General features: G+C 32.3%; 17 protein-coding genes. 6 read left to right on the forward strand and 11 right to left on the reverse strand.

Annotation, left to right across the window (positions count from 1 at the left end):
* Positions 1 to 67: 67 nt before the first annotated feature.
* The 6 genes from serB to BWZ22_RS15795 all read right to left on the reverse strand — a co-directional run bounded on the left by serB (position 68) and on the right by BWZ22_RS15795 (position 6162).
* Positions 68 to 1291 (reverse strand): phosphoserine phosphatase SerB, encoded by a 1224-nt coding sequence (serB, locus tag BWZ22_RS15770; RefSeq protein ID WP_076701856.1) that lies wholly within the window; start codon positions 1289 to 1291, stop codon positions 68 to 70.
* Positions 1292 to 1365: 74 nt separating this feature from the next.
* On the reverse strand, positions 1366 to 1851 hold the full coding sequence (locus tag BWZ22_RS15775) for an ABC transporter ATPase (RefSeq protein ID WP_076701858.1): 486 nt from the start codon (positions 1849 to 1851) through the stop codon (positions 1366 to 1368).
* A gap of 5 nt (positions 1852 to 1856) precedes the next feature.
* Positions 1857 to 2648: a (Fe-S)-binding protein gene (locus BWZ22_RS15780; protein WP_076701861.1), complete on the reverse strand. Its 792-nt coding sequence runs from the start codon at positions 2646 to 2648 to the stop codon at positions 1857 to 1859.
* A 19-nt stretch (positions 2649 to 2667) separates the two neighbouring features.
* Complete coding sequence (locus tag BWZ22_RS15785; RefSeq protein WP_076701864.1) at positions 2668 to 3975, reverse strand: (Fe-S)-binding protein; 1308 nt, start codon at positions 3973 to 3975, stop codon at positions 2668 to 2670.
* 1 nt (position 3976) lies between these two features.
* Positions 3977 to 4924 (reverse strand): MlaD family protein, encoded by a 948-nt coding sequence (locus tag BWZ22_RS15790; protein WP_076701866.1) that lies wholly within the window; start codon positions 4922 to 4924, stop codon positions 3977 to 3979.
* Between the two features lie 143 nt (positions 4925 to 5067).
* On the reverse strand, positions 5068 to 6162 hold the full coding sequence (locus BWZ22_RS15795; RefSeq protein ID WP_076701869.1) for an N-acetylmuramoyl-L-alanine amidase: 1095 nt from the start codon (positions 6160 to 6162) through the stop codon (positions 5068 to 5070).
* 196 nt (positions 6163 to 6358) lie between these two features.
* Between BWZ22_RS15795 and BWZ22_RS15800 the strand changes: the two genes are divergently transcribed.
* Both BWZ22_RS15800 and BWZ22_RS15805 read left to right on the forward strand, forming a co-directional pair.
* Entirely contained in the window at positions 6359 to 9028 is a 2670-nt protein-coding gene (locus BWZ22_RS15800) for a putative LPS assembly protein LptD (RefSeq protein WP_371326809.1), read from the forward strand.
* Between the two features lie 11 nt (positions 9029 to 9039).
* Positions 9040 to 9420 (forward strand): RidA family protein, encoded by a 381-nt coding sequence (locus BWZ22_RS15805; protein ID WP_076701875.1) that lies wholly within the window; start codon positions 9040 to 9042, stop codon positions 9418 to 9420.
* A gap of 1 nt (position 9421) precedes the next feature.
* On the opposite strand, the gene BWZ22_RS15810 is transcribed toward BWZ22_RS15805, so the two are convergent.
* The gene (locus tag BWZ22_RS15810; protein ID WP_076701877.1) at positions 9422 to 10837 is read right to left on the reverse strand and encodes a response regulator; all 1416 of its coding nucleotides are present in this window, start codon (positions 10835 to 10837) and stop codon (positions 9422 to 9424) included.
* A 132-nt stretch (positions 10838 to 10969) separates the two neighbouring features.
* Here BWZ22_RS15810 and BWZ22_RS15815 point away from each other — a divergent pair, with 132 nt between their 5' ends.
* The 4 genes from BWZ22_RS15815 (at position 10970) to BWZ22_RS15830 (ending at position 19007) form a co-directional block, all read left to right on the forward strand.
* Positions 10970 to 12010, forward strand: a complete 1041-nt coding sequence (locus BWZ22_RS15815) for a GMP reductase (protein ID WP_076701880.1) — start codon at positions 10970 to 10972, stop codon at positions 12008 to 12010.
* Between the two features lie 214 nt (positions 12011 to 12224).
* Positions 12225 to 15548 carry a DUF2126 domain-containing protein gene (locus BWZ22_RS15820; RefSeq protein ID WP_076701883.1) on the forward strand — a complete coding sequence of 1108 codons (3324 nt, stop codon included), beginning with the start codon at positions 12225 to 12227 and terminating at the stop codon, positions 15546 to 15548.
* Positions 15549 to 15554: 6 nt separating this feature from the next.
* Positions 15555 to 18113, forward strand: a complete 2559-nt coding sequence (locus tag BWZ22_RS15825) for a circularly permuted type 2 ATP-grasp protein (RefSeq protein WP_076701885.1) — start codon at positions 15555 to 15557, stop codon at positions 18111 to 18113.
* The gene (locus BWZ22_RS15830; RefSeq protein ID WP_076701888.1) at positions 18114 to 19007 is read left to right on the forward strand and encodes a transglutaminase family protein; all 894 of its coding nucleotides are present in this window, start codon (positions 18114 to 18116) and stop codon (positions 19005 to 19007) included.
* Between the two features lie 18 nt (positions 19008 to 19025).
* Here the strand turns inward: BWZ22_RS15830 and BWZ22_RS15835 are convergent, their stop codons facing one another.
* From BWZ22_RS15835 to pfkA, 4 genes are all read right to left on the reverse strand, one after another.
* Positions 19026 to 20246: an ATP-binding cassette domain-containing protein gene (locus BWZ22_RS15835; RefSeq protein WP_076701891.1), complete on the reverse strand. Its 1221-nt coding sequence runs from the start codon at positions 20244 to 20246 to the stop codon at positions 19026 to 19028.
* Positions 20247 to 20347: 101 nt separating this feature from the next.
* Positions 20348 to 21208 (reverse strand): BadF/BadG/BcrA/BcrD ATPase family protein, encoded by an 861-nt coding sequence (locus tag BWZ22_RS15840; protein ID WP_076701892.1) that lies wholly within the window; start codon positions 21206 to 21208, stop codon positions 20348 to 20350.
* Positions 21209 to 21289: 81 nt separating this feature from the next.
* Complete coding sequence (gene gap / locus BWZ22_RS15845) at positions 21290 to 22297, reverse strand: type I glyceraldehyde-3-phosphate dehydrogenase (protein ID WP_076701895.1); 1008 nt, start codon at positions 22295 to 22297, stop codon at positions 21290 to 21292.
* 19 nt (positions 22298 to 22316) lie between these two features.
* Positions 22317 to 23303 carry a 6-phosphofructokinase gene (gene pfkA / locus BWZ22_RS15850; protein ID WP_076701897.1) on the reverse strand — a complete coding sequence of 329 codons (987 nt, stop codon included), beginning with the start codon at positions 23301 to 23303 and terminating at the stop codon, positions 22317 to 22319.
* Positions 23304 to 23328 lie beyond the last annotated feature (25 nt).

A 23328-nucleotide genomic window follows, 5' to 3' on the forward strand; every position in this document is an offset into this window, starting at 1 on the left:
AGAAACAAGATAAAAAGACTTTAAGATAGTTTTATAAAGAAGAGGTTAACTAGGTATTATTAGCAAACTATTCAATTAAATCAATATGTCTGTCATGGTAGCCTAATAAGTATAAAACACCATCTAACCCTATACTAGAAATAGAGCTTTCTGCATTTTCTTTTACAGTAGGTTTTGCATGAAATGCAATTCCTAAACCAGCAAGATTAAGCATTGGTAAATCATTAGCACCATCGCCCACAGCTATAGTTTGGCTAATATCTATACCTTCTTTTTGGGCAATTTCTTTTAGGTATTCTGCTTTTTTCTCACCATTAACAATTTCACCTAAATAATTACCTGTTAAGGCTCCATTTTTAATTTCTAATTGGTTAGCATACACATAATCTATACCCAATTCCTTTTGCAAATAGTGACCAAAATAGGTAAATCCTCCAGACAAAATAGCGGTTTTAAATCCGTAGTTTTTCAAGGTATCTATTAATCTTCTAGCACCTTTAGTGATAGGAAGATTAACCGCTACATTTTGCAAGACTTCTTCACTCAAGCCTTCTAAAAGTTTCATACGCTTTTTAAAACTTTCGTTGAAGTCTATTTCTCCTTGCATTGCAGACTCTGTAATGGCTTTTACTTGCTCTCCAACACCTGCTAATTCTGCCAACTCATCAATAACCTCTGTTTGAATAAGCGTAGAATCCATGTCAAAACATACCAAGCGTCTGTTGCGTCTATAAATATTATCTTCTTGAAACGCAATATCAACATCCATTTCTTGTGAAATTTGCATGAATTTTTCGGTAAACTCTGCTTTATTTTCAATTTTACCTCTTATAGAGAGTTGTATTGAAGCTCTAGGATATTCTTCTTCTTTAACTAAAGATAAACGCCCTGTAAGACGTGTAATGGCATCTATATTTAAACCTTTATCTGATACTAATTTTGTGACTTCAGATATTTGTTCTGCTGCTAATTTTTCGCCTAAAATAGTTACTATATACCTATCTTTACCCTGAAGGCTCACCCAATTTTCGTAATCATCTAAAGAAATGGGATTGAATTTTGCTGTAACACCCAACTCATAAGCCTTAAACAATAAATCTTTTAATACGGCTGCTGATTTTTTTCCTTTTGGGATTTCAAACATAATACCTAATGATAAGGTATTATGAATATTGGCTTGACCAATATCTAACACTTTAGCACCGTATTCTGCCAATACAGAGGTTAAACCAGAGGTTAATCCGGGTTTATCTTGTCCGGAAATATTTAATAAAAAAATATCGTTAGCCATTTTTTTGGGTTTACGCTTTGAAAGTTGTAAAAATCAACATTCTATTTGAAATATAAAAAGAAGTGAAATAAAATTTAGTTAAGAAATCTACTATGCCAACTTTCACTAGCTGGTACTTCCCAGTTTTCTTTAAACTCTGCTATGTTGTTAACCAGATTATTAAAGACAATGGTATTTTTAGAGATGGCCCTATCTTTTGCCATTTTTTTAAAATCTGCTAAAGATTTATAAGCTATGAATTCTCCTTGTTTGTAAGATACGTTCATTTTATCCATTAAATCTACATTGTATTCTTGCTCTAATTGTTGAATAAAATGTACAGAAGCATCTATAGAGCACCCAGTGGCTGCGTTTAAATTTTGATTTAAACCAATGATGATAAAACGTTTATATTTTATTTGAAACCCAGAATGTAAATCGGCTCCATGAGCGGTCCAATTTTCAATAAAGGTTTCTAATTTAGAGGATATTTCGGCTATTTCTTCTTCTGTAAAAGAACGGTTAGCTTGGTAAATCCAAACTTTAGACTCTTCTGGTAATGTATTAAAATCTACTAGCATTTTGTTTATAATTCTTCTGAATTAGCAATTAGTTCAGCGATATCTAAAACTGAAATTTCGGATTCTTTTTCTTTGGCTTTAACACCATCGGTCATCATGGTATTACAATAAGGACAACCTGTTGCTATTATATTAGGGTTTGTTTGTAGCGCATCTTCGGTTCTTAGCACATTTATATCTTTATCGCCTTTTTCGGGTTCTTTAAACATTTGAGCCCCACCTGCCCCACAACATAATGCGTTACGTTTATGTCGGTTCATTTCAACAATACTTGCATTGGTACTTTTTAGTATCTCCCTTGGTGCATTATATTCATTGTTGGCTCTTCCTAAATAACATGGGTCATGAAAAGTAATACGCTTTCCTTTGTATAAATTACCTTTAAGTTTTAGTCGACCAGATTTAATTAACTCTTGAATAAACTGTGTATGATGCACTACATCATAATTTCCTCCTAATTCTGGGTATTCGTTTTTTAAGCAATTGAACGAATGGGGATCACAGGTAACAATTTTTTTTACTCCGTAAGCATTTAGTACTTCAATATTCATTAATGCTTGCATTTGAAATAAAAACTCATTCCCAGCACGTTTAGCAACGTCGCCCGTGCAACTTTCTTCGGTACCTAAAACGGCAAAATCTACTTCTGCTTTATTAAGAATTTTAACAAAGGCTTTGGTTATTTTTTTGGCTCTATCATCAAAACTGCCAGCAGACCCTACCCAAAACAAAACCTCAGGTTTCTTGCCTTCTGCCATTAAATCTGCCATGATTGGCACTTTAAGTTCATCACTCATACCGTTAGGTTATTTTGAATTATTCATTTTTCCAGTTTAATCTATCCATTTGGTTATAAGGCCATGGAGCACCATTATTTTCAATATTACTCATCATATTATTTAGTTCTGTTGGGGCAGCACTTTGCTCCATAACTAAATAACGACGCATATCTAAAATAATTGACAATGGGTTAATGCTTACCGGACATTCTTCTACACAGGCGTTACAGGTAGTACATGCCCAAAGTTCTTCATGGGTTATATAATCTCCTAATAATTGTTTGCCATCATCTTTAAATTCACCCTTATTGGCATCTATATTTTTACCTACTTCTTCTAATCTATCACGCGTATCCATCATAATTTTACGAGGTGATAGTTTTTTACCTGTTAAATTAGCAGGACATGATGATGTACACCTACCACATTCTGTACAGGTATAAGCATTAAGTAGTTGTACCCAGTTTAAATCTTGTACATCACTAGCGCCAAACTTGGCAGGCATTTCATCGTTTGTATCATCGGCAGGAGCTGCAAATGGGTCTGCATTGGGATCCATCATTAACTTAACCTCTTTGGTTACAGATTCTAAATTGTTAAACTGTCCCTTAGGTTTTAAGCTTCCGTAATAGGTGTTTGGAAATGCTAACAGAATATGCAAATGTTTTGAAAAATATAAGTAGTTTAAAAAGATTAAAATACCTACAATGTGTAGCCACCATGCACTTCTTTCAACAATATGTAGTGTAGCTTCTGGTAAATTACTAAACCACGGTGCTATAAATTGGCTGATAACATTGCCATTATTCATGCTTTGAAATGCTACATCGGTAGCATTCATTATTAAAAACAGTGTCATAAGCACCATTTCAAAATACAAGATGTAATTGGCATCATTTTTTGGCCAACTAGTCATTTCTTTATTCCAAAAACGGCGTATTTTAATTACATTTCTCCTAATCCAAAATAGAGTAACAGATACTAAAACTAAAATGGCTAATATTTCAAAAATTCCAATTAGAACTCCGTAAGTTACTCCTATTCCAGAGAATGCTCTATGAGTACCTAATAACCCATCAATAATTATTTCTAAAACTTCAATATTAATAACAATAAACCCTACATAAACAATAGCATGCAACATGCCTGCAATAGGTCTACGCACCATTTTACTTTGCCCAAAGGCAATGCGCATCATGTTTTTAAAACGTTCTTTTTTGTTATTACTTACATCTACATCTTGCCCAAGCTTGATATTTCTAATTAGCTTTTTTACATTTTTAGTAAAATAACCAATTCCGAAAATGAGTAGAATTGCAAAAATTATATTTGGCAAATAATTCATACTAGTTGTTTTCTTCTTCGTCTCCTGAATAAGGTATTTCTTTTTTAGAAAGTATTCTAAAATAGCGTTTTGGGTGCAGTTTAATATCTCTTAAAAGCTCCTCTAATTCTTCTGTTGCTCCTTCTAAATTGTTATATAAAGTCTCGTCTTTTAACAATTTACCCATAGAGCCTTCGCCTTTTTCTAAACCTGCTAAAATGGTGTTGAAGTTATTTAAAGTAGACTCTAAATTATCAATGGTTTTACCAATGTTTGTATTAGCAATAGAATCTGATACTTTAGATAAATTAGAAGTTATTATTTCTACATTTGATAATGATTTATTTAAATTACTGTTATCATTTCCTAATAGGTTGTTAATAGATTGCGCCGAAACTTTAAATGTTTTAATAGTAGCGTTTAACTCTGCAATACTACTTCTTAAATTAGCTTTTGTTTGTTCATCAAAAACATCATTTATGTTTGATAGTGATTGTTTACTACTACCTAGAACAGCTTCTAATTTTTCTTGTAATGGCGTAAGTTTTTGGTTTACTAATTCACTTAATCCAGCCTTAACACTTCCGGCTAACACATCGCCATCTTTGGCATTTTCTGCGCCATCAAATGCTGGTACAATAGCAATAGCTTTACCTCCAATAAGGCCTGTTTCATATAATTCGGCTTTACTATTTTTTGAGAATTGAAAATCGCTATCTACTAATAATTCTACTCTAAGTTTAGCAGAACCATCGCCTTTAAAGTCTATTTTAGTAATCTTTCCTATTACTTTTCCGCTAATAGTTACTGGCATTGATGGGGTTAAACCTTCAACATTATCATATTCTGTATAAAACCTACGTGAAGAATCTAGTAGATTTTGTCCTTTTAAGTAATTAAACCCAAAAATAAGAAGTATTATTCCTGAAATTACTAATAAGGCTGTTTTAACTTCTTTTGTTATTTTCATCTAATGTTAGTTGATTTTTATGGTTGGGGCAGATGTAACTAGCCATGTGAATTTTAAAATTCTTATAAATTCTATTTTATGGCTCATTTTATAATTAAATATGTTTGAAAAACAAATTTAAAATAATTTTGAAAAGAACACTCTTAATTGGCTATTGTTTTTAAGGCTTCTGTTAACGGTATTTTTTTTCCATTTTTAAAAGCTACTACAAAACTAGAGCTATAGCCTTTGCTTCTGGCTTCTTCTTCTAACTGTTTTGTGGTTTCGTAATTAGTTGTACTACCATAATAGTATTTATACAAACTACCTTCTTTTAATCTGGTAATTTCATTTAAGCCTTTAAAATTATATGGCTTGGTTTCTAATGCTTTAGAACTGGCTGCTATTTGAATTTTAAATTCTATACCATTTGATTCTTTTGGAATTTCATCAAACTCTTTATTGTCACTAAAGTCTCCTATTGTAGCTATACTATTTTTATAATCTAAAATAGCTTTAGTTATAGCTGTTGAAATCTCTTTTTGACCTTTGGATGAATTTAAGTAAACACCTTCTCTCTTATATGTTAAAAAACCTACCTCTATTAAAACACTGGGCATTACCGTTTGGTGTAATACTATAAAACCTGCCTGCTTTACCCCTCTGTTTTTACGTTTTAATGAATTGGTAAACTTATCTTGAATTATTCTAGCTAGTTTAATACTTTGGTCTAAATATTCTTCTTGTGCTATAGAGATTGCTAAAAAAGATTCTGGTGAATTAGGATTAAAACCATCATATTTTTGCTCATAATTACTTTCTTGAAAAATTACAGAATTTTCCTTTTTAGCTACTTCAAAATTAGTTTTATTTCTATGAGTTCCTAACACAAATGTTTCAGTTCCATGCGCTTGAGAGTTATGAGCGTTACAATGAACAGATACAAATAAATCGGCATTGGCTTTATTGGCAATGGCTCCTCGTACATCTAAATCTATAAAAACATCCTTTTTACGAGTATATACAACTTTAATGTTTGGATTTCTTTCTAGTTGCCTTCCTGTTTCTAAAACAATTTTTAAAGCAATATCTTTTTCTTTAAAACCACTCCCCATATTACCTGGATCTTTACCACCATGCCCCGCATCTAACACTACAACAAACTTATTAGAATTAGATTGAGCATACACATTAGTATCTAAAGAAAATGTTAATACTGATATAATTAATACGAAAAGTGATAATCTGTACGTTTGCATAAATATTTTAACGTCTAAAAAAAACGGTTTATTACTTGTTATTTTTAAGTGTAGATTTTATTTTAAATTTTAAATCAATACACAGAAAAATATATGTAATTTTGGCAATTCAAAAACCGAGCCATACTTTTACAAAAATACATTAAAAGCGTTGCATACAAACAACTTTAAAATACTTTTTGCTCTAAGTTTTACAGTGTTTATTAACACTATAAGCTTTGGTCAAGACATTCCTAAAAAACCAAAACCCATTATAGGAAATCCTGTTCAAGACACATTGGCTATTAATGCTAATGACATTAAAAAGGAAAAAGACATTGAAATTTCTAAAAAAAATCAAGATTCTACTGTAACAGATTCTGTAAAACCTAAGGAGTTATTAGAACATATAGTTAAATACAGTGCTACAGATTACACAAAGTTTAACCAAAAACAACAAAAACTGTATTTATACAATAATGCCTCTATAGATTATGGAGACATGAATATAACTGCTGGTAGTATTACTATAGATTATAACAAAAACACCGTATATGCAAAAGGTATAACCGATACCATTGAGGGTTACACACAAAAACCTGTTTTTACACAAGGTAGTAATGTTGTAGAACCAGACTCTATTGTTTTTAATACAGAAACACAAAAAGCGCTTATTTACAATTCTAAAACAGAACAAGGCGAAGGTACCGTAATAGCTAGTATCACAAAAAAAGAAAATGACTCTGTGTATTTTGTAAAAGAGGCAAAATACACTACTGCTGAAGACCTTGAAGATCCTGATTATTACATAAGACTTTTAAAGGCAAAAATAGTACCGGGTAAAAAAATAGTTACTGGGGCTGCTGGTTTGTATATTTATGATGTGCCCACCCCAGTTTGGTTACCTTTTAGTTTTTTTCCACAAAGTGAAAAACACACATCTGGTATTATAATTCCAACTTTTGGTGAACAAAATAGTCGCGGTTACTTTTTACAAAACGGCGGGTATTACTTTGCTATAAATGATTATGTAGATTTAGCTGTTTTAGGAGATTATTACACCAACGGAAGTTACGGTTTAAGATTAGAAAGTGCTTATGCCAAAAGGTACCGTTTTAGAGGTAATGTAGCCTTTAGATATGAAAACTTAATTACCAGTGAATTTGGTTTCCCAGACTATGCCAAAAGCACCATTTACAACATACGGTGGTCTCATAGTCAAGATTCTAAAGCCAGCCCTAGCTCTCGTTTTTCTGCCTCAGTTAATTTAGGTAGTAGTAAATATTACCAGGCATCAATAAATCAAATTAACTCTGGTAGTAATTATTTAACAAACACATTATCATCATCAGTTTCATACTCAAAAACTTTTGATACAGAACCCGCAATTAATTACAGTTTAAGTGCCACACACTCTCAAAACACTAATACAGAAACTGTAAATATGACCCTCCCAACCTTTCAAGGAAGTATAGGGAGAGTTTATCCATTTGCATCCAAAACAGGCTCAAAAAAGGGGATTATTCAAAACATAAACTTACAATATAACGTAACGGGAGAAAACAGAATAACGACTACAGACTCTCTATTCTTTAAAAAAGAAATGTTTGATGATGCCAAAGCTGGCTTTAAGCATTCCATACCATTAAGCACAAACTTTAAAGTATTTAAAAATTTTAGCGTTAGTGCTAGTACTAGTTATAACGAAGTATGGACATTTAAAACCATTGAAAAATATTATGACTCTGTTGAAGGCGAAGAAGTAACAGAAACCATAAACGGTTTTGATTCCTATAGAACGTACAATTTTAGTACCAGTATAGGAACCACCCTTTATGGTATGTTTAATTTTGAAAAGGAAGGTAAGGATTCATATTTAAAAGCCATTAGGCATGTTATGAGGCCTTCTATTAGTTACAACATTAACCCTGCTTTTGATAAATATTATGACACCTACGAAGAAGAAGTTATTACTGCCGATGGTTTAACAACTACAGATGTAGAATATTCAAGGTTTGAAGAATCTATTTATGGTGCACCTAATAAAAGTTTCTCAAGCTCTATGGGTATTTCTTTAGCCAATAACTTTGAAGCCAAAGTAAGAGATAAAGATTCTACTGCTACTGAAGATAAAAAAATAAAACTTTTAAATAGTTTAAACTTTTCAACAGCATATAATTTTGCTGCAGATTCATTACAATGGAGCCCTGTAAGGGTTAGTGGAAGCACCCAAATTTTTGATAACAAAATGAGTGTAAACTTTGGTGCTACCCTAGACCCCTACGCACTAGATAATAATAACACTAGAATAAATACATTTAATATTGATAATGGAGGCAGTCTGTTTAGGGTAACCAGTGCAAATTTAACTGCTAGCTGGTCTCTATCTAGTAAAGACGGGAATAACAAAGATAAAGGCAGAGATTCTGGTACAGGGGCTGATAATCCTGAAGATGTATTACCAGAAAATTTAGATTTTGCCAATGAGCAAATAGACAGAAACCAAAGAGGCAATAGAAAAGAGGAAGAAGAAGAAAATGAATTTTTCAACCATAAAATACCTTGGAATCTCCGTTTAGCATATGCTATAAATTATGCCAACTCTAGAAGACAAAATGAAATATCATCACACTCACTTATGTTCTCTGGAGATATTGAACTAACCAGTAAATGGTCTATTGGCGCATCATCGGGTTATGATATAAAAAACCAAGGGTTTACTTATACACAATTGCGGTTTTCAAGAGATTTACAAAGTTGGAGAATGAATTTTAGCTGGATTCCGTTTAGCGATAATAAATCATGGAATTTCTTTATTGGTATTAAGTCTAGTATTTTACAAGACTTAAAATACGAAAAACGAAGACAACCAGACCGACAATTATAAAATCTATTTTAATGAAAAAGATAATAACTACTACAAATGCCCCAGCCCCCTTAGGACCGTATAATCAAGCCATTCTTAGTAATAACACGCTATACATATCTGGTCAAATTGCTATAAACGTAGAAACTGGTACACTTGTTTTAAATGATATTGAAGCAGAAACACACCAAGTAATGAAAAATTTACAAGCTGTTTTAGAGGCTGCAAATATGACTTTTGATAACGTTGTTAAATCGTCTATTTTTATAAGTAATATGGATGATTTTGGTCTAATAAATCAGGTTTACGGAAGCTATTTTGATGAAGCTACAGCACCAGCAAGAGAAACTGTTCAGGTAGCTAGATTACCAAAAGATGTAAATGTTGAAATTAGTATGATTGCTGTAAATTAATTTAGGCAGAAGTTTCTTTTTTAGAATACTTAATAAGTAACTGTTTTAGCTTTTCTACCTGTATAGGTTTAGATAAAAAATCATCTATTCCTGCTAATTTTGCATTGGTTATATCATCTTTAAATGCACTAGCAGAAACCCCTATTATTGGTGTTTTTAACTTTGAATATTTTCTAGTTCTTTGTATAGATTTGGTAGCTTCATACCCATCCATATCTGGCATGTAAATATCCATAAACACCATATCAAAATCTAATATTCTATAAAGTTCTAGAGCTTCTAGCCCGTTTTTAACAAACGTACAATCGGCTCCTTGTCGCTCTAATAAAAATTTAATAACCTTTTGGTTCATTCTATTATCTTCTGCCACTAAAACATTAAATTTTTCTTTTAAAATGGGCTTAAATTCTTTTTCTTCTATTTTTATATTCAATGTCTTTTTAAGTTGTAAACTAAAATAAAACGTAGAACCTTCATTTTCTTTTGTTTCTAACTTTAGCTCCCCTCCCATTAATTTTACTAATTGATGAGAAATAGTGAGCCCAATACCACCACCTCTATAATCACGCATCATAGTGGCATCATAAGCAATTTCAGAATCATCAAAAATACGTCTTACCTCTTCGGGCTTCATGCCTATTCCGGTATCTTTTATATAAAACGTTATAATTTGCTCATTGTCTATACCAATTGTTTGATCTATAATAATTGAAATCTTACCAGAATTGGTAAACTTAATAGCGTTATTTATAAGGTTTATTAGCACTTGTTGAATTCTAGCAGAGTCTGCCAAAACCAAGAACTTATCTTTTTCTTCAGAAAGAAATTTATACTCAAACTCTAAACCTTTTTCCCAAGCTTGATATTCAAAAACTTTAAAGAGTTTTGTTAGGTCTGTTTTTAAGTCAATTGTTAGCATATTTAATTTAAAATCTCCAGCATCTACTTCTGCATTACTAGTTACCATATTAACTAATTGCAATAAGTGTTTTGATGAATACTGAGCAATTTCAATCTGTGCTTGTTGATCACTATTTAATTCAGATTGCCCCAACATATTTAGCATACCCATAACGGTATTTAAAGGTGTTCTAACCTCATAACTCATATTTGCTAAATAAATTGATTTGTGTTCTGCTAATCGTTCGGTTTCTTCAAGAGAACTTTTTAATTCATTAACTCTTTCTACCAAGTTGTTTCTAGTAATGTCATTTTTTAATTGATTTTTAAAAAAATATTGCAAAACAAAAACTTGTACTATAGCTATGGTAAATAAAGAAACTACTATGGTTCTTACATCAAAAAAATTCTCTAAAAAGGCATATCCTAAAAAAAGGATTAGAATTATAGATGCAAAAATTAAAAAAGAAAGAATTCTTTTAACGTTGGTTCTCAAATACTTTAATAGAAAATTCATTTAAAAATTGTGGGGTGTAAACATATTTATAAATATACTAATAATAAAAACAAACTAAACATATTTATCTTTCATTACATATTCAAAGTTATTTAAAAATTGTACTTTTAATTTATTAAAATTAGAAAATAAATGCGCATAGAATACGAAATAAAATTGGGATTTAAAGATGTAATGATTCGTCCAAAGCGATCTACCTTAAAAAGTAGAGCCGAAGTAAACTTAGAAAGAGATTTTAAATTTTTGCACAGTCCGCTAACATGGACAGGAATCCCTATAATGGCAGCAAATATGGATACAGTTGGCACTTTTGAAATGGCTAAAGCCCTATCTAAACACAAGCTATTTACCGCAATTCACAAACATTATTCTATAGCCGATTGGAATGCTTTTTCAGCAAACTTACCTGATGAATTCTCAAATTATATTGCAGTAAGTACTGGTATTAGTAAAGCGGATTCTGAAAAATTAGCAGAAATTTTAAAACATAACACGTTTATAAAGTTTATATGCATAGATGTAGCTAACGGCTACTCTGAACATTTTGCAGATTTTGTAAAACAAACCCGAGAATTATACCCAGAAAAAGTAATAATTGCAGGTAATGTTGTTACCGGAGAAATGGTTGAAGAATTATTACTTTCTGGAGCAGATATTGTTAAAGTAGGCATTGGTCCAGGCTCTGTTTGCACCACCAGAGTTAAAACTGGTGTAGGATATCCACAACTTTCTGCAATTATTGAATGTGCCGACGCTGCTCATGGCTTAGGTGGTCAAATTATAAGCGATGGCGGGTGTACTATCCCTGGTGATATAGCCAAAGCTTTTGGAGCAGGTGCAGATTTTGTTATGCTAGGTGGCATGTTTGCAGGACATGATGAAAGTGGCGGAGAAACTATTGAAAAAAACGGTAAACCCTTTAAAAAGTTTTATGGCATGAGTTCTACAACGGCTATGGAAAAACACGTAGGCGGTGTTGCAGAGTATAGAGCTAGCGAAGGTAAAACTGTTGAAGTACCTTATAGAGGGCAAGTAAACTCTACTTTGCAAGATATTTTGGGCGGACTAAGAAGTACATGTACCTATGTTGGAGCAAAACGATTAAAAGAACTTACAAAACGTACCACATTTATTAGAGTTGCCGAACAAGAGAACCAAGTATACAACTCTTAACTTAAACTTCTCTTTAAGTATTTTTTAGGTGTTTTTTTGTTAATACGTAAAATTATTAAACATAAATTTCAGCATCTTGTAATTTTAAATGTTTAATACTTATTATTTTACAAATATTAATTACATTTAAAAACATCGTTATTAAAATCCTAAAAAAGCAATTGCTACTATTGCTTTTTTAGGTGAATTTATTTTTAAAAAACCTAGCATACTTATGGCGTTAAAAGTTGTGATTTCTCATAAAACAATTTACAAATATGATCGTTCAGTTTCTCTTTCTCCACATATTTTTAGATTAAGACCTGCTCCTCATAGTAGAACTCCTATTGAGGCGTATTCTTTAAAAATAAAACCAGAAAAACATTTTTTAAATTGGCAACAAGACCCTTTTGGAAATTATTTAGCGCGTTTAACATTTCCTGAAAAAACAAAAGAACTTTCTGTAGATGTAGAAATAATAGCAGATTTACAATCTATAAACCCTTTCGATTTTTTTGTTGAAAAGTATGCCGAAGAATACCCGTTTAAGTATTTAGAAACTACAAAAAAAGAACTTTTACCCTATTTAGAAATTACAGATAACGGCCCGTTACTTAAAGAATTTCTAAAAACCATTGATTACACCCCTAGAAAAACCATTTACTTTTTAATTGATATCAATAAAAAGATTTATGAGCATTTAAAATATAATATTAGAATGGATCCTGGTGTACAAACCTGCGAGGAAACACTATCTTTAAAAAAAGGATCTTGTAGAGATTATGCGTGGTTATTTGTACAAACCATGCGCCATTTAGGGTTTGGTGCTCGTTTTGTATCTGGATACATTGTACAATTAAAATCTGATGAAAAATCATTAGACGGACCTTCTGGTCCTGAAGAAGACTTTACAGATTTACATGCTTGGACAGAAGTTTATATTCCCGGAGCTGGTTGGATTGGTTTTGATGCTACTTCTGGGCTTTTAGCCGGAGAAGGTCATATTCCTTTAGCTTGTACACCTTCATTTGAAAGTGCTGCCCCTGTAACAGGTGCCACCGATGTGTGTGAAACCGAATTCTTTTTTGAAAACTCTGTAACACGAATTTTTGAATCGCCAAGAGTTACTAAACCTTATACCGAAGAACAATGGAATGCCATTTACAATTTAGGTTTTAAAGTTGAAGAAGAATTAGAACAAGGTGATGTTAGACTAACCATGGGAGGCGAACCCACATTTGTATCAATTGATGATATGGAATCTCCAGAATGGAATACCGCTGCCGATGGTGAACATAAAAGAGAACTAGCAAAAAATCTATCAACAAGGTTATATGACACTTTTGGTAAAGGAGGCGTTTTACACCAAGCACAAGGTAAGTGGTATCCGGGTGAACCCCTTCCCCGTTGGTCTATTGAAATATGTTGGCGAAAAGATGGTAAAGCTATTTGGAAAAATAAAAATTTGCTATCGCTATTTTCTAACAATCCCAAACTTCCTAAAAACGCCGATAAAAAATTCCTTGAAAAACTAACAAAATATTTAGGGGTAACCGATTGGACAATCATGCCAACCTTTGAAGATAGCTTCTATTTTCTTTGGGAAGAAGGCAAAATACCTCTTGATATAGATCCTACAAAAAAGGATGGAAATTTATTAGTAAAAAATAAATTACAAGAACTTTTAAAAGAAGGAACCACAAAACCCGTTGGATACGTATTGCCACTAAATAACTCACAAAACACATGGTATACAAGTACGTGGGAGTTTAGAAGAAAGCACCTTTTTTTAATTCCGGGCAATTCTCCTGTTGGTCTCAGACTCCCTTTAGAATCTTTAATTCAAAAACCAAAACAAGATGAATTTCCTACTTTTGAACCAGATCAATTTTCAGAACAAAAAGAATTCCCCAATTATTCAGAATTAGTTGCAAAACGCAAGAGAGATTTTAAAACCAAAAGACTTAAGCCAAGTAAATTTAACTACTTTGTTCGCACCGCATTATGTGCCGAAATTAGAGATGAAAAACTACATTTATTTTTACCACCATTAGATGCTGCCGAATACTATTTAGATTTAATTGCTGCCATTGAAGCAACATCACAAGAGCTAAACATTCCTGTTGTTTTAGAAGGATATGATCCGCCTCATGATAACCGTTTAGAGTCTATGAAAATAACTCCAGACCCCGGAGTTATTGAAGTTAACATTCATCCTGCTAAAAACTGGGAGGAACTCACAAACAACACTCTAAAACTTTACGAACAAGCTAAAAAAGCAAGATTAGGCACCGAAAAATTTATGCTAGACGGTAAACATACCGGTACTGGCGGAGGCAATCATGTTACCTTAGGAGGTGTAACTCCTGCCGATAGTCCGTTATTAAGAAAACCTAGTTTATTAAGAAGCTTACTAACTTTTTGGCAACATCACCCCGGATTATCATATCTCTTTTCTGGTGCTTTTATTGGTGCTACAAGTCAAGCACCTAGAGTTGATGAAGCCAGAATGGATAACCTATATGAGTTAGAAATTGCTTTTGAACAAATACCAAAAAATGGAGATGTTCCTTTTTGGCTTACCGATAGGTTATTTCGTCATTTATTAACAGATATAACCGGAAATACTCATAGAGCAGAGTTTTGTATAGATAAACTATATTCACCCGATTCTTCTTCAGGACGACTTGGTATTTTAGAGCTACGTGCTTTTGATATGCCTCCACATGCACAAATGAGTTTAATGCAAAACTTATTGGTAAGAACTCTAGTTGCATGGTTTTGGAAAAAACCTTACGAACACAAACTAGTTAGATGGGGAACAGAACTACATGATAAATTTTTAATAGAACATTTTGTACGCGAAGACATTAAAGACATTGTAGAGCAATTAAATAATGCTGGTTATAACTTTAAAGAAGATTGGTTTAATCCGTTTTTTGAGTTTAGATTCCCCTTACATGGCATGGTTAATATCAATAACATTCATGTAGAATTACGTGCTGGCATAGAGCCTTGGAACGTTTTAGGTGAAGAAGCTACCGGTAGCGGTACAGCCAGATATGTAGATTCTTCGGTTGAGAGAATGCAAGTAAAAGTTTCTAATTTTAATAACGATAGGTACGTACTTACTTGTAATGGCATAAGAGTAGACCTAAAAAGTACAGGAGTAAAAGAAGAATATGTTGCTGGTATTAGATATAAAGCTTGGAATCCGTATTCTGCCTTACATCCTACTATTGGTGTTGACACGCCTTTAGTTTTTGATATTGTTGACCTTTGGAACAAACGCTCTATTGGTGGTTGCACTTATTTTGTATCACATATTGGAGGGCGCTCATATGAAGCTGCACCTATTAACAGCTTGGAAGCAGAATCTAGAAGAATAAATCGTTTCTGGGAGTTTGGGCATTCTCAAGGTCACATAGAAAACATATCTCAAGGTTTTGAACCTTCTTATAGAAAAGTTGAAGTTCAAGAAAAAAAGAAAAAATTTAAGTATAAAGAACTTCCTATTAACATAGATTTTCCAAATACCTTAGATTTGCGAAAAAAATAACATTGTATGCCCTTTAGTTCTAATACATTATTTCAAAATTATTTTTCTGACTTTAAGAATTATGATGAAGTATTAAAATCTAACATGACTATAAACCCCAATTGGGAAAAACTACTCAATAACCTAACACAATTTGGCAATGATAATTTAACAGCTAAACAAGCGGAGATTGATTGGTTAATGGATGAAAATGGCGTTACCTATAACGTTTATAATGATCCCAAAGGGATGAACCGCTCATGGAACTTAAACATCGTTCCGTTTTTAATACACCAAAAAGAATGGCAAGATATTGAAAAAGGCATCATTCAAAGAGCCGAATTACTAAACTTAGTTTTAAAAGATATTTATGGTAAGCGAGAGCTCATTAAAAATGGTATTGTACCACAAGAAGTTATTTTTGCTCATCGTGGTTTTTTAAGGCAATGTGATCAAATTCAGTATAAAACAGCTAAAAATTTACTAATACATTCGGCAGATTTGGCTCGAGGACCAGATGGACGTATGTGGGTGGTAAATGACAGAACACAAGCCCCTTCTGGTATGGGATACGCCTTAGAAAATAGGTTTTCTTTAAGTAGAACCATGCCTAACATTTTTCAAGGGATTAACGTGAAAGATCCTTCTAACTTCTTCTTTCATTTTAATAAAATGCTTATTGAATCGGCGCCTCAAAATAAAGACAACCCTAATATTGTTGTGCTTACACCAGGACCGCTTAACGAAACCTATTTTGAGCACGCCTATATGACCTCTTTTTTAGGCTATCCGCTAGTTACTGGTAACGATTTAGTTGTTAGAAATGGTAAACTCTGGATGAAAACCTTAAAAGAACTTAAGCAGGTTGATGTGGTTTTAAGACGTGTAGACGACGTGTTTATGGATCCGCTTGAACTACGCGAAGATTCCTATTTAGGAGTAGCTGGTTTGTTAGACGTTATTAGAGAACAACGTGTTACTATTATAAACCCTATTGGTAGCGGTATTTTAGAAAATTCTGGTTTAATACCATTTATGAATGCTATTTGTAATTACTTTTTTAATGAAGATTTAATTTTACCACAAATAGCCTCTTGGTGGTGTGGACAAGAAAAAGAATGCCATTATGTACTAGATCATTTAAAAGATTTAGTTGTTAAACGTATTGACAGATCTAACCGAGAAAGTATATTTTTCTGTGAGTTTTTAGACAGTAATGAGTTAAAAACTTTAAGAGATGAAATTCTACTAACTCCATACCAATTTGTGGCACAAGAAAAAATTTCGTTTTCTACCGCACCAGATTTTGTAAACGGTAATTTAGAACCAAGGAAAGTAGTATGCAGAACATTTTCTATAGCAACTAAAGATAGTTATACTGCAATGCCTGGTGGTTTGGTAAGAGTTGCTCCAGAACGAGAAAACTTATTTGTATCAAACCAAAGAGGTGGTGTAAGTAAAGATTTTTGGATTGTTACTGATGAGCTGCAACCTAATATTCAAAAATACTCATGGAACAATACCTGTAAAATTTCCATATCTCATATAAATGATTTGCCCAGTAATATGGCAGAAAACCTTTATTGGTCTGGTAGATATTTAAGCAGATCTTTAAGTACCGCTAGGTATTTACGTATGGTTCTTAATAAAATGAATAGTGAACAGTATCATAATAGAAAAACCGATTCTGAGAGTCTGGTATTTTTATTTAAATCTGTTACAACCATTACCTCTACTTTTCCTGGTTTTGTTGGAAAAGGTTCTGAAGAGATACTAAAAAATCCCTTAAAAGAAATTATTTCATTAATAACAGATGAAACTCGTTTAGGAAGTTTTGCGCAAACCATGTTTAGTTTCAATAATTCTTATTACACTTTAAGAAGCTTATGGTCTAGAGATATGTGGCGTGTTTTTGATAGTATAAAAAAATTATGGGATAAGTTTAAAGAAAATAGCGATTACTCAATTCCAGAATTAGTTAAATTTTTAGACCGAATTGTTACACGTTTAATAGCTTTTATGGGACTAATTGAAGAAAGTATTTTAGTTAATCAAGGACTTCTTTTATACTTTATTGGCTTACAAGCAGAACAAGCTATGATGAATGTTGCTAAAAGTAGAGCACTTCTTGTTTTTAATTTTGATGAAGCTAGACAATATGAAATTTTAGAATCTTTTCTTCTAAGTAATGAAAGTTTAAATATTTACAGATACAGCTATCGTTCTCATTTAAGTTTAGAAAATGTGTTAAACTTACTTTTATTAGATAAAGAGTACGCTAAGTCTTTAACCTATCAAATTAATCGTATTAAAAAAGATATTGATAGATTACCATTGCCCAAAAACACCGAAGGCATATCTAAATGCCAACAAAAAATTGCAAAAGCCAGTTTATTAATTAAAAATTTAAACACAGATATGCTTTTACAATTAGATGAACATGAAGCCATAAGACAGAATCTAGACCATGTTTTAAGAGATTTAGGCAATTTACTTCATGAGGCATCTATAGAATTATCAGATATGTATTTTAACCATTCTTATCAACAAAAGCAATTGGTAAATCAAAATTTTCCACTTTCATAAATGAAATACAAAGTATCACACACCACTAGTTATAAATACGAAGTAGGCGTAACTTTTTGTCATAACATAGCCACTATAAAACCAAAAACTATGCTTGGGCAAACTGTATTAGATTATAACTTAGATATTACTCCTACCCCAACTGAAATCTCTGAAAAGTTAGATTTTTTTGGGAACACCGTAACTAGGTTTTCAATTCAAAAGCATCATTCTGTTTTAAAAGTAACAGCCAATAGCATTATTGAAAAAGACAGTAGTTTACAACCAAATATTTATAATTCTCCTGAAGGACAAAACATAACTCTACAAGAAGCTTTATTGGCTTTAAAAAATATTAATTCTGAGCTATTAAACATACGCCAGTTTATATTAGAATCTATTTTAGTAGCAGGAATAACACCAGAAATTAAAGCCTATGCCGAAGTGTCTTTTAAACCAAAACGCTCTGTATTTGAAGCAGCGCATGAGTTAATGCAACGTATCTATACAGATTTTGAGTTTAATACCAAAGTAACCAATGTAGCTACCCCTATTAAAGAAGTTTTTGAAAAGAAAAAAGGTGTTTGTCAAGACTTTGCTCAAATAGCTATTGCCTGTGTGCGTTCTGTTGGCTTACCCGCAAGATATGTAAGCGGGTATATAGAAACATTACCTCCACCAGGAAAGGAAAAACTAGTAGGAACTGATGCTTCACATGCTTGGTTTTCAGTATACATTCCTGAGTTTGGTTGGGTAGATTTTGACCCTACAAACAATCAAATTCCTAAAAACCAGCATATTGTTATTGCTTATGGAAGAGATTACTATGATGTTCCACCTCTTAAAGGTGTTATTTATAGCACTGGTATGAACAAAATGAATGTAGCTGTTGACATAAGACCCGCTGATGAATAAACAGCTTCATATTTTAGGCTATATTTTTTTACCAATAGAACCTTTTTTATTTGGAATAAGTTCATAAACAAAATCTGGTTTTAGTCCTATTTCTTTACTATGCGATACGTATAAAACTGCTGTTTCACTCTCTTTAGCAATTTTATTTATTAACTCTGTAAAAATACCAATATCGTCATCATCAAGTCCGTTTGTAGGCTCATCTAAAATAAGTAATGGCGGATGTTTCACCATGGCTCTGGCAATTAAAACCAAACGCTTATGTCCGCTTGATAAAGTTTGAAAATTTCTATCTTTAACATCAAGCATATTCAATAAGTTTAACCATTGATGCGCAATTAATATTTGATTTTCATTAGGGTATTTATATAACCCTACCGAGTCATAAAACCCAGAAAGGATCATCCTTTCAATAGTATCAGAACGCCTAAAGCCCTGAAGCATCTCTGATGTAAAATAGCCAATTTTCATTTTTATATCCCAAACACTTTCACCACTACCCTTTTTTACACCAAAAAGGTGAATATCTTGATTAAATGCCTTAGGGTTATCGCCAGAAATTAGTGATAATATGGTACTTTTACCAGAACCGTTTGGTCCTTTTAAATGCCAAAATTCGCCTTGTTTAATTTCCCAACAAATGTCTTTTATTACCGTTTTATCTAAATAAGAAACTGTAACCTTATTAAACTTAACTAAAGATTTACTTGTTACTGCTACCTTTTCAATGGGTTTTGGTAAGTCTTTTATAAAATGTTTCGTTGTTTTAGGAGTTAAACTATTAAAATCTTTTATTAATTCTATGCTTTTACCTACAGGTTTGTAAACAGATTTTATAAAAGGAAGAATATCTCTTTTTCTGTTTGTTATTTGAATTATCCAGATGGTTTTACTTAAATCTTCTAAAGTTTCTGCAATGTTTTTTTGGGCTTCAACATCTAAATTTCCAAATACATTATCGGCTACAATATATTCTGGTTTATTAGCAATAATATAATTTATTAAAGCCTTTTTTCTTTCTCCTTCAGATGATTTTGTTAGTCCTTTCTTATTGGCAGTAGCAATATCTATATGTCCGTGGCGCCTTTCTTCTTCAATAAATTTGTTTATAGTTATTTCTGAAAACAAGGCGCCTTTTAAATTTTGTAATTCGTTAATAATGCTACCTGCTAAAATGTTCTTTATTAGCGTTCTTTTATCGTCTTTATTAGATATGTATATGGCTAAATGTTTCTTCAAAACTTTAATTGAATTTTAAAAAGGGCTCTAAGCTATTCAAAATATGTAAAACAAAAAAGAGGGATTACCCCTCTTTTTAAAAATATGTAATTTTCTTATTACTATAAGTTTTTAATGTGGAATGGTACTAAACCATCTATAGGTCTGCGTTCAAAATTACCAACTTTAAAGCCCATTTCTTCGGCTACTTCTTTTATTTCATTTTGAGAGAAATACGCTATAGAACCAGCAAAATGTACTGGTACAGTTTTAAGCTCTTCTTTATATTGCATAATCATATTTTTAGCAAATAAACGTATACCGTCTTTAATTAGATTAATGGTATATTCTGAATCTTTATGTAAAAACATAAATTCTGCAAAGCTTGCTAAATATGCATTAGGATTAGGTTGTTTATACAAGTTATACTTTATAAAATCTGAATCCATATTATATTTTGAACCAAAAGCTACCTTTACATTTTCTGGCATATGGTTAAAATAGTAGTCTCTAATTAATTGTTTACCATAATAGTTTCCAGAAGCATCATCCATTAAAGTATAACCTAAAGATGCTACACGCTGATGTATATTTTTACCATCATAATAACTACAGTTAGAGCCTGTACCCATAATACAAACAACAGCAGCTTCATTTGGTTGATTAATTGTTGAATAAACCGCTGCTAAAGTATCTTCGTTAACCTCAACATGGGCATTTGGAAAAAAATCTTCTAAAACACCTTTTAAAAGTTCTCTAGGTTTTTCTGTACCACAGCCTGCCCCATAAAAAAATACGTGAGTTACTTTGTCGCTATTACTTTTTAACTCTTTGCTTTTTTTTATGATTTTTTGAAGTTTTTTTTCGCTCAAAATGGCAGGATTAAGCCCTTTTGTACGAATTTTTTCCGTTAATTTATTACCTTCTTTGTCTACCGCTAACCAATCTGATTTGGTAGAACCACTATCAACAATTAAAATCATAAAACCAAAAATAAAAAACTCCACAGTAATCAAATGTAAAAACACTTAATACACTGTGGAGTGATATAATTACAAACTAAATTATTTAACCGATGCAATATATTGAGCTAAATCAACCAATTTTGTTGAGTAACCAAATTCATTGTCATACCATGATACTAACTTAAAGAAGTTATCATTTAAAGCAATACTTGCTCCTGCATCAAAAACACTAGTTAATGATTCTGAAACAAAGTCTTGAGAAACAACAGCTTCTTCTGTGTAACCAAATACACCAGCTAATTCATTTTCTGAAGCAGCTTTTAAAGCAGCTTTAACTTCATCCCAAGTAGCTGATTTTTCAGTTCTAACAGTTAAATCTACAACAGAAACATCTGGAGTTGGTACTCTAAATGCCATACCTGTAAGTTTTCCGTTTAATTCAGGAATTACTTTACCTACTGCTTTAGCAGCACCTGTAGAAGAAGGAATGATATTGGCAATAGCACTTCTACCACCTCTCCAATCTTTTTTAGATGGACCGTCTACAGTCATTTGTGTTGCTGTAGTTGCGTGTACTGTTGTCATTAAACCTTCAACAATTCCGAAATTGTCATTAATTACTTTAGCTAAAGGTGCTAAACAGTTTGTTGTACAAGATGCGTTTGACACAATAGTATCTTCTGCAGTAATTTTGTCATTGTTAACACCCATTACAAACATTGGTGCATCTTTTGAAGGCGCTGAAATAGCTACTTTTTTAGCTCCAGCAGTTATGTGTTTTTGAGCACCTTCTAATGTAGTAAAGATACCTGTACAATCTAAAACAACTTCTGCACCAATAGCATCCCATTTTAAATCTTCTGGGTTACGTTCTGCAGTAATTCTTATTTCGTTACCGTTTACTACTAAGTTTCCGTCTTTAATATCTACTGTTCCGTCAAATCTGCCGTGAACAGAATCATATTTTAATAAGTATGCTAAATGTTCTACATCTAACAAATCATTAATTCCTACTACTTCAATATCATTAGATCTAGAAGCTGCAACTCTAAAGGCAATTCTACCTATTCTACCGAAACCGTTAATTCCAATTTTTAATTTTGACATATCTAAGTTAATTAGTGTGTTATGTGCTCATAATATCTGAGACACGTAATAATTCTAAATTTATTTTTGTTTTACCTTTAATAGCATTCTCTAAAGGTGTTAATTCCATTTTATTGTCTAGTAAACCAACCATGTAATTAGTTTCTCCGTCTAGCAATGACTCTACAGCTTTAACTCCCATTCTACTTGCTAACACTCTATCAAAACAAGAAGGAGCTCCACCACGTTGCATGTGCCCTAGTACAGATACACGTACGTCATAACCTTCCATATTTTCATCAACATATTCTTTTAATTCGAAAATGTTTTTTCCAATTTTATCACCTTCGGCAACCACCACAATACTTGAAGTTTTACCAGATGTTCTACTTTTGTTTAGAGACTCTTTTAATCTTTCTAAACCTAAATCTTCTTCTGGTATTAAAATTTCTTCTGCTCCACCTGCAATTCCTGTGTTTAGTGCTATATGACCAACATCGCGCCCCATAACTTCTATAAAGAACAATCTGTTATGTGAGCTTGCTGTATCTCTAATTTTATCAATAGCATCTACCACGGTGTTAAGTGCTGTATCAAAACCTAAGGTATGTGTAGTTCCAAAGATATCATTATCAATAGTACCAGGAATTCCCATTACAGGGAAATCATATTCTTTATTGAAAACTAAAGCTCCGGTAAATGACCCATCACCACCAATAACTACTAGTCCGTCAATACCTTCTTTTACAATATTTTTAAACGCTTTTTCGCGTCCTTCTTTGGTTCTAAATTCTTTTGAACGAGCAGATTTTAAAATGGTACCACCCTTGTTAATAATACCTCTTACACTACGTGCATCCATAGGTTTAAAATCGCCCTCAATCATACCTTGGTAACCACGGTACACTCCTACACATTCTACACCATGATACGCACAGGTTCTTACTACAGAACGAACAGCAGCATTCATTCCTGGGGCATCACCTCCAGATGTTAAAACTCCTATTTTTTTAATTCTATTTGGCATATCTTTAATTTGCTTGTAAAATTAC

It is taken from the genome of Seonamhaeicola sp. S2-3, assembly GCF_001971785.1.
Lineage (GTDB): Bacteria > Bacteroidota > Bacteroidia > Flavobacteriales > Flavobacteriaceae > Seonamhaeicola.

Excerpts from the sequence above, each read along its gene's own strand:
- pfkA (WP_076701897.1), bottom strand. The coding sequence starts at position 23,303 with ATGCCAAATAGAATTAAAAAAATAGGAGTTTTAACATCTGGAGGTGAT.
- BWZ22_RS15815 (WP_076701880.1), top strand. The coding sequence starts at position 10,970 with ATGCGCATAGAATACGAAATAAAATTGGGATTTAAAGATGTAATGATT.
- BWZ22_RS15805 (WP_076701875.1), top strand. The coding sequence starts at position 9,040 with ATGAAAAAGATAATAACTACTACAAATGCCCCAGCCCCCTTAGGACCG.
- BWZ22_RS15840 (WP_076701892.1), bottom strand. The coding sequence starts at position 21,208 with ATGATTTTAATTGTTGATAGTGGTTCTACCAAATCAGATTGGTTAGCG.
- serB (WP_076701856.1), bottom strand. The coding sequence starts at position 1,291 with ATGGCTAACGATATTTTTTTATTAAATATTTCCGGACAAGATAAACCC.
- gap (WP_076701895.1), bottom strand. The coding sequence starts at position 22,297 with ATGTCAAAATTAAAAATTGGAATTAACGGTTTCGGTAGAATAGGTAGA.
- BWZ22_RS15795 (WP_076701869.1), bottom strand. The coding sequence starts at position 6,162 with ATGCAAACGTACAGATTATCACTTTTCGTATTAATTATATCAGTATTA.
- BWZ22_RS15830 (WP_076701888.1), top strand. The coding sequence starts at position 18,114 with ATGAAATACAAAGTATCACACACCACTAGTTATAAATACGAAGTAGGC.
- BWZ22_RS15810 (WP_076701877.1), bottom strand. The coding sequence starts at position 10,837 with ATGAATTTTCTATTAAAGTATTTGAGAACCAACGTTAAAAGAATTCTT.
- BWZ22_RS15785 (WP_076701864.1), bottom strand. The coding sequence starts at position 3,975 with ATGAATTATTTGCCAAATATAATTTTTGCAATTCTACTCATTTTCGGA.
- BWZ22_RS15825 (WP_076701885.1), top strand. The coding sequence starts at position 15,555 with ATGCCCTTTAGTTCTAATACATTATTTCAAAATTATTTTTCTGACTTT.
- BWZ22_RS15790 (WP_076701866.1), bottom strand. The coding sequence starts at position 4,924 with ATGAAAATAACAAAAGAAGTTAAAACAGCCTTATTAGTAATTTCAGGA.
- BWZ22_RS15780 (WP_076701861.1), bottom strand. The coding sequence starts at position 2,648 with ATGAGTGATGAACTTAAAGTGCCAATCATGGCAGATTTAATGGCAGAA.
- BWZ22_RS15820 (WP_076701883.1), top strand. The coding sequence starts at position 12,225 with ATGGCGTTAAAAGTTGTGATTTCTCATAAAACAATTTACAAATATGAT.
- BWZ22_RS15775 (WP_076701858.1), bottom strand. The coding sequence starts at position 1,851 with ATGCTAGTAGATTTTAATACATTACCAGAAGAGTCTAAAGTTTGGATT.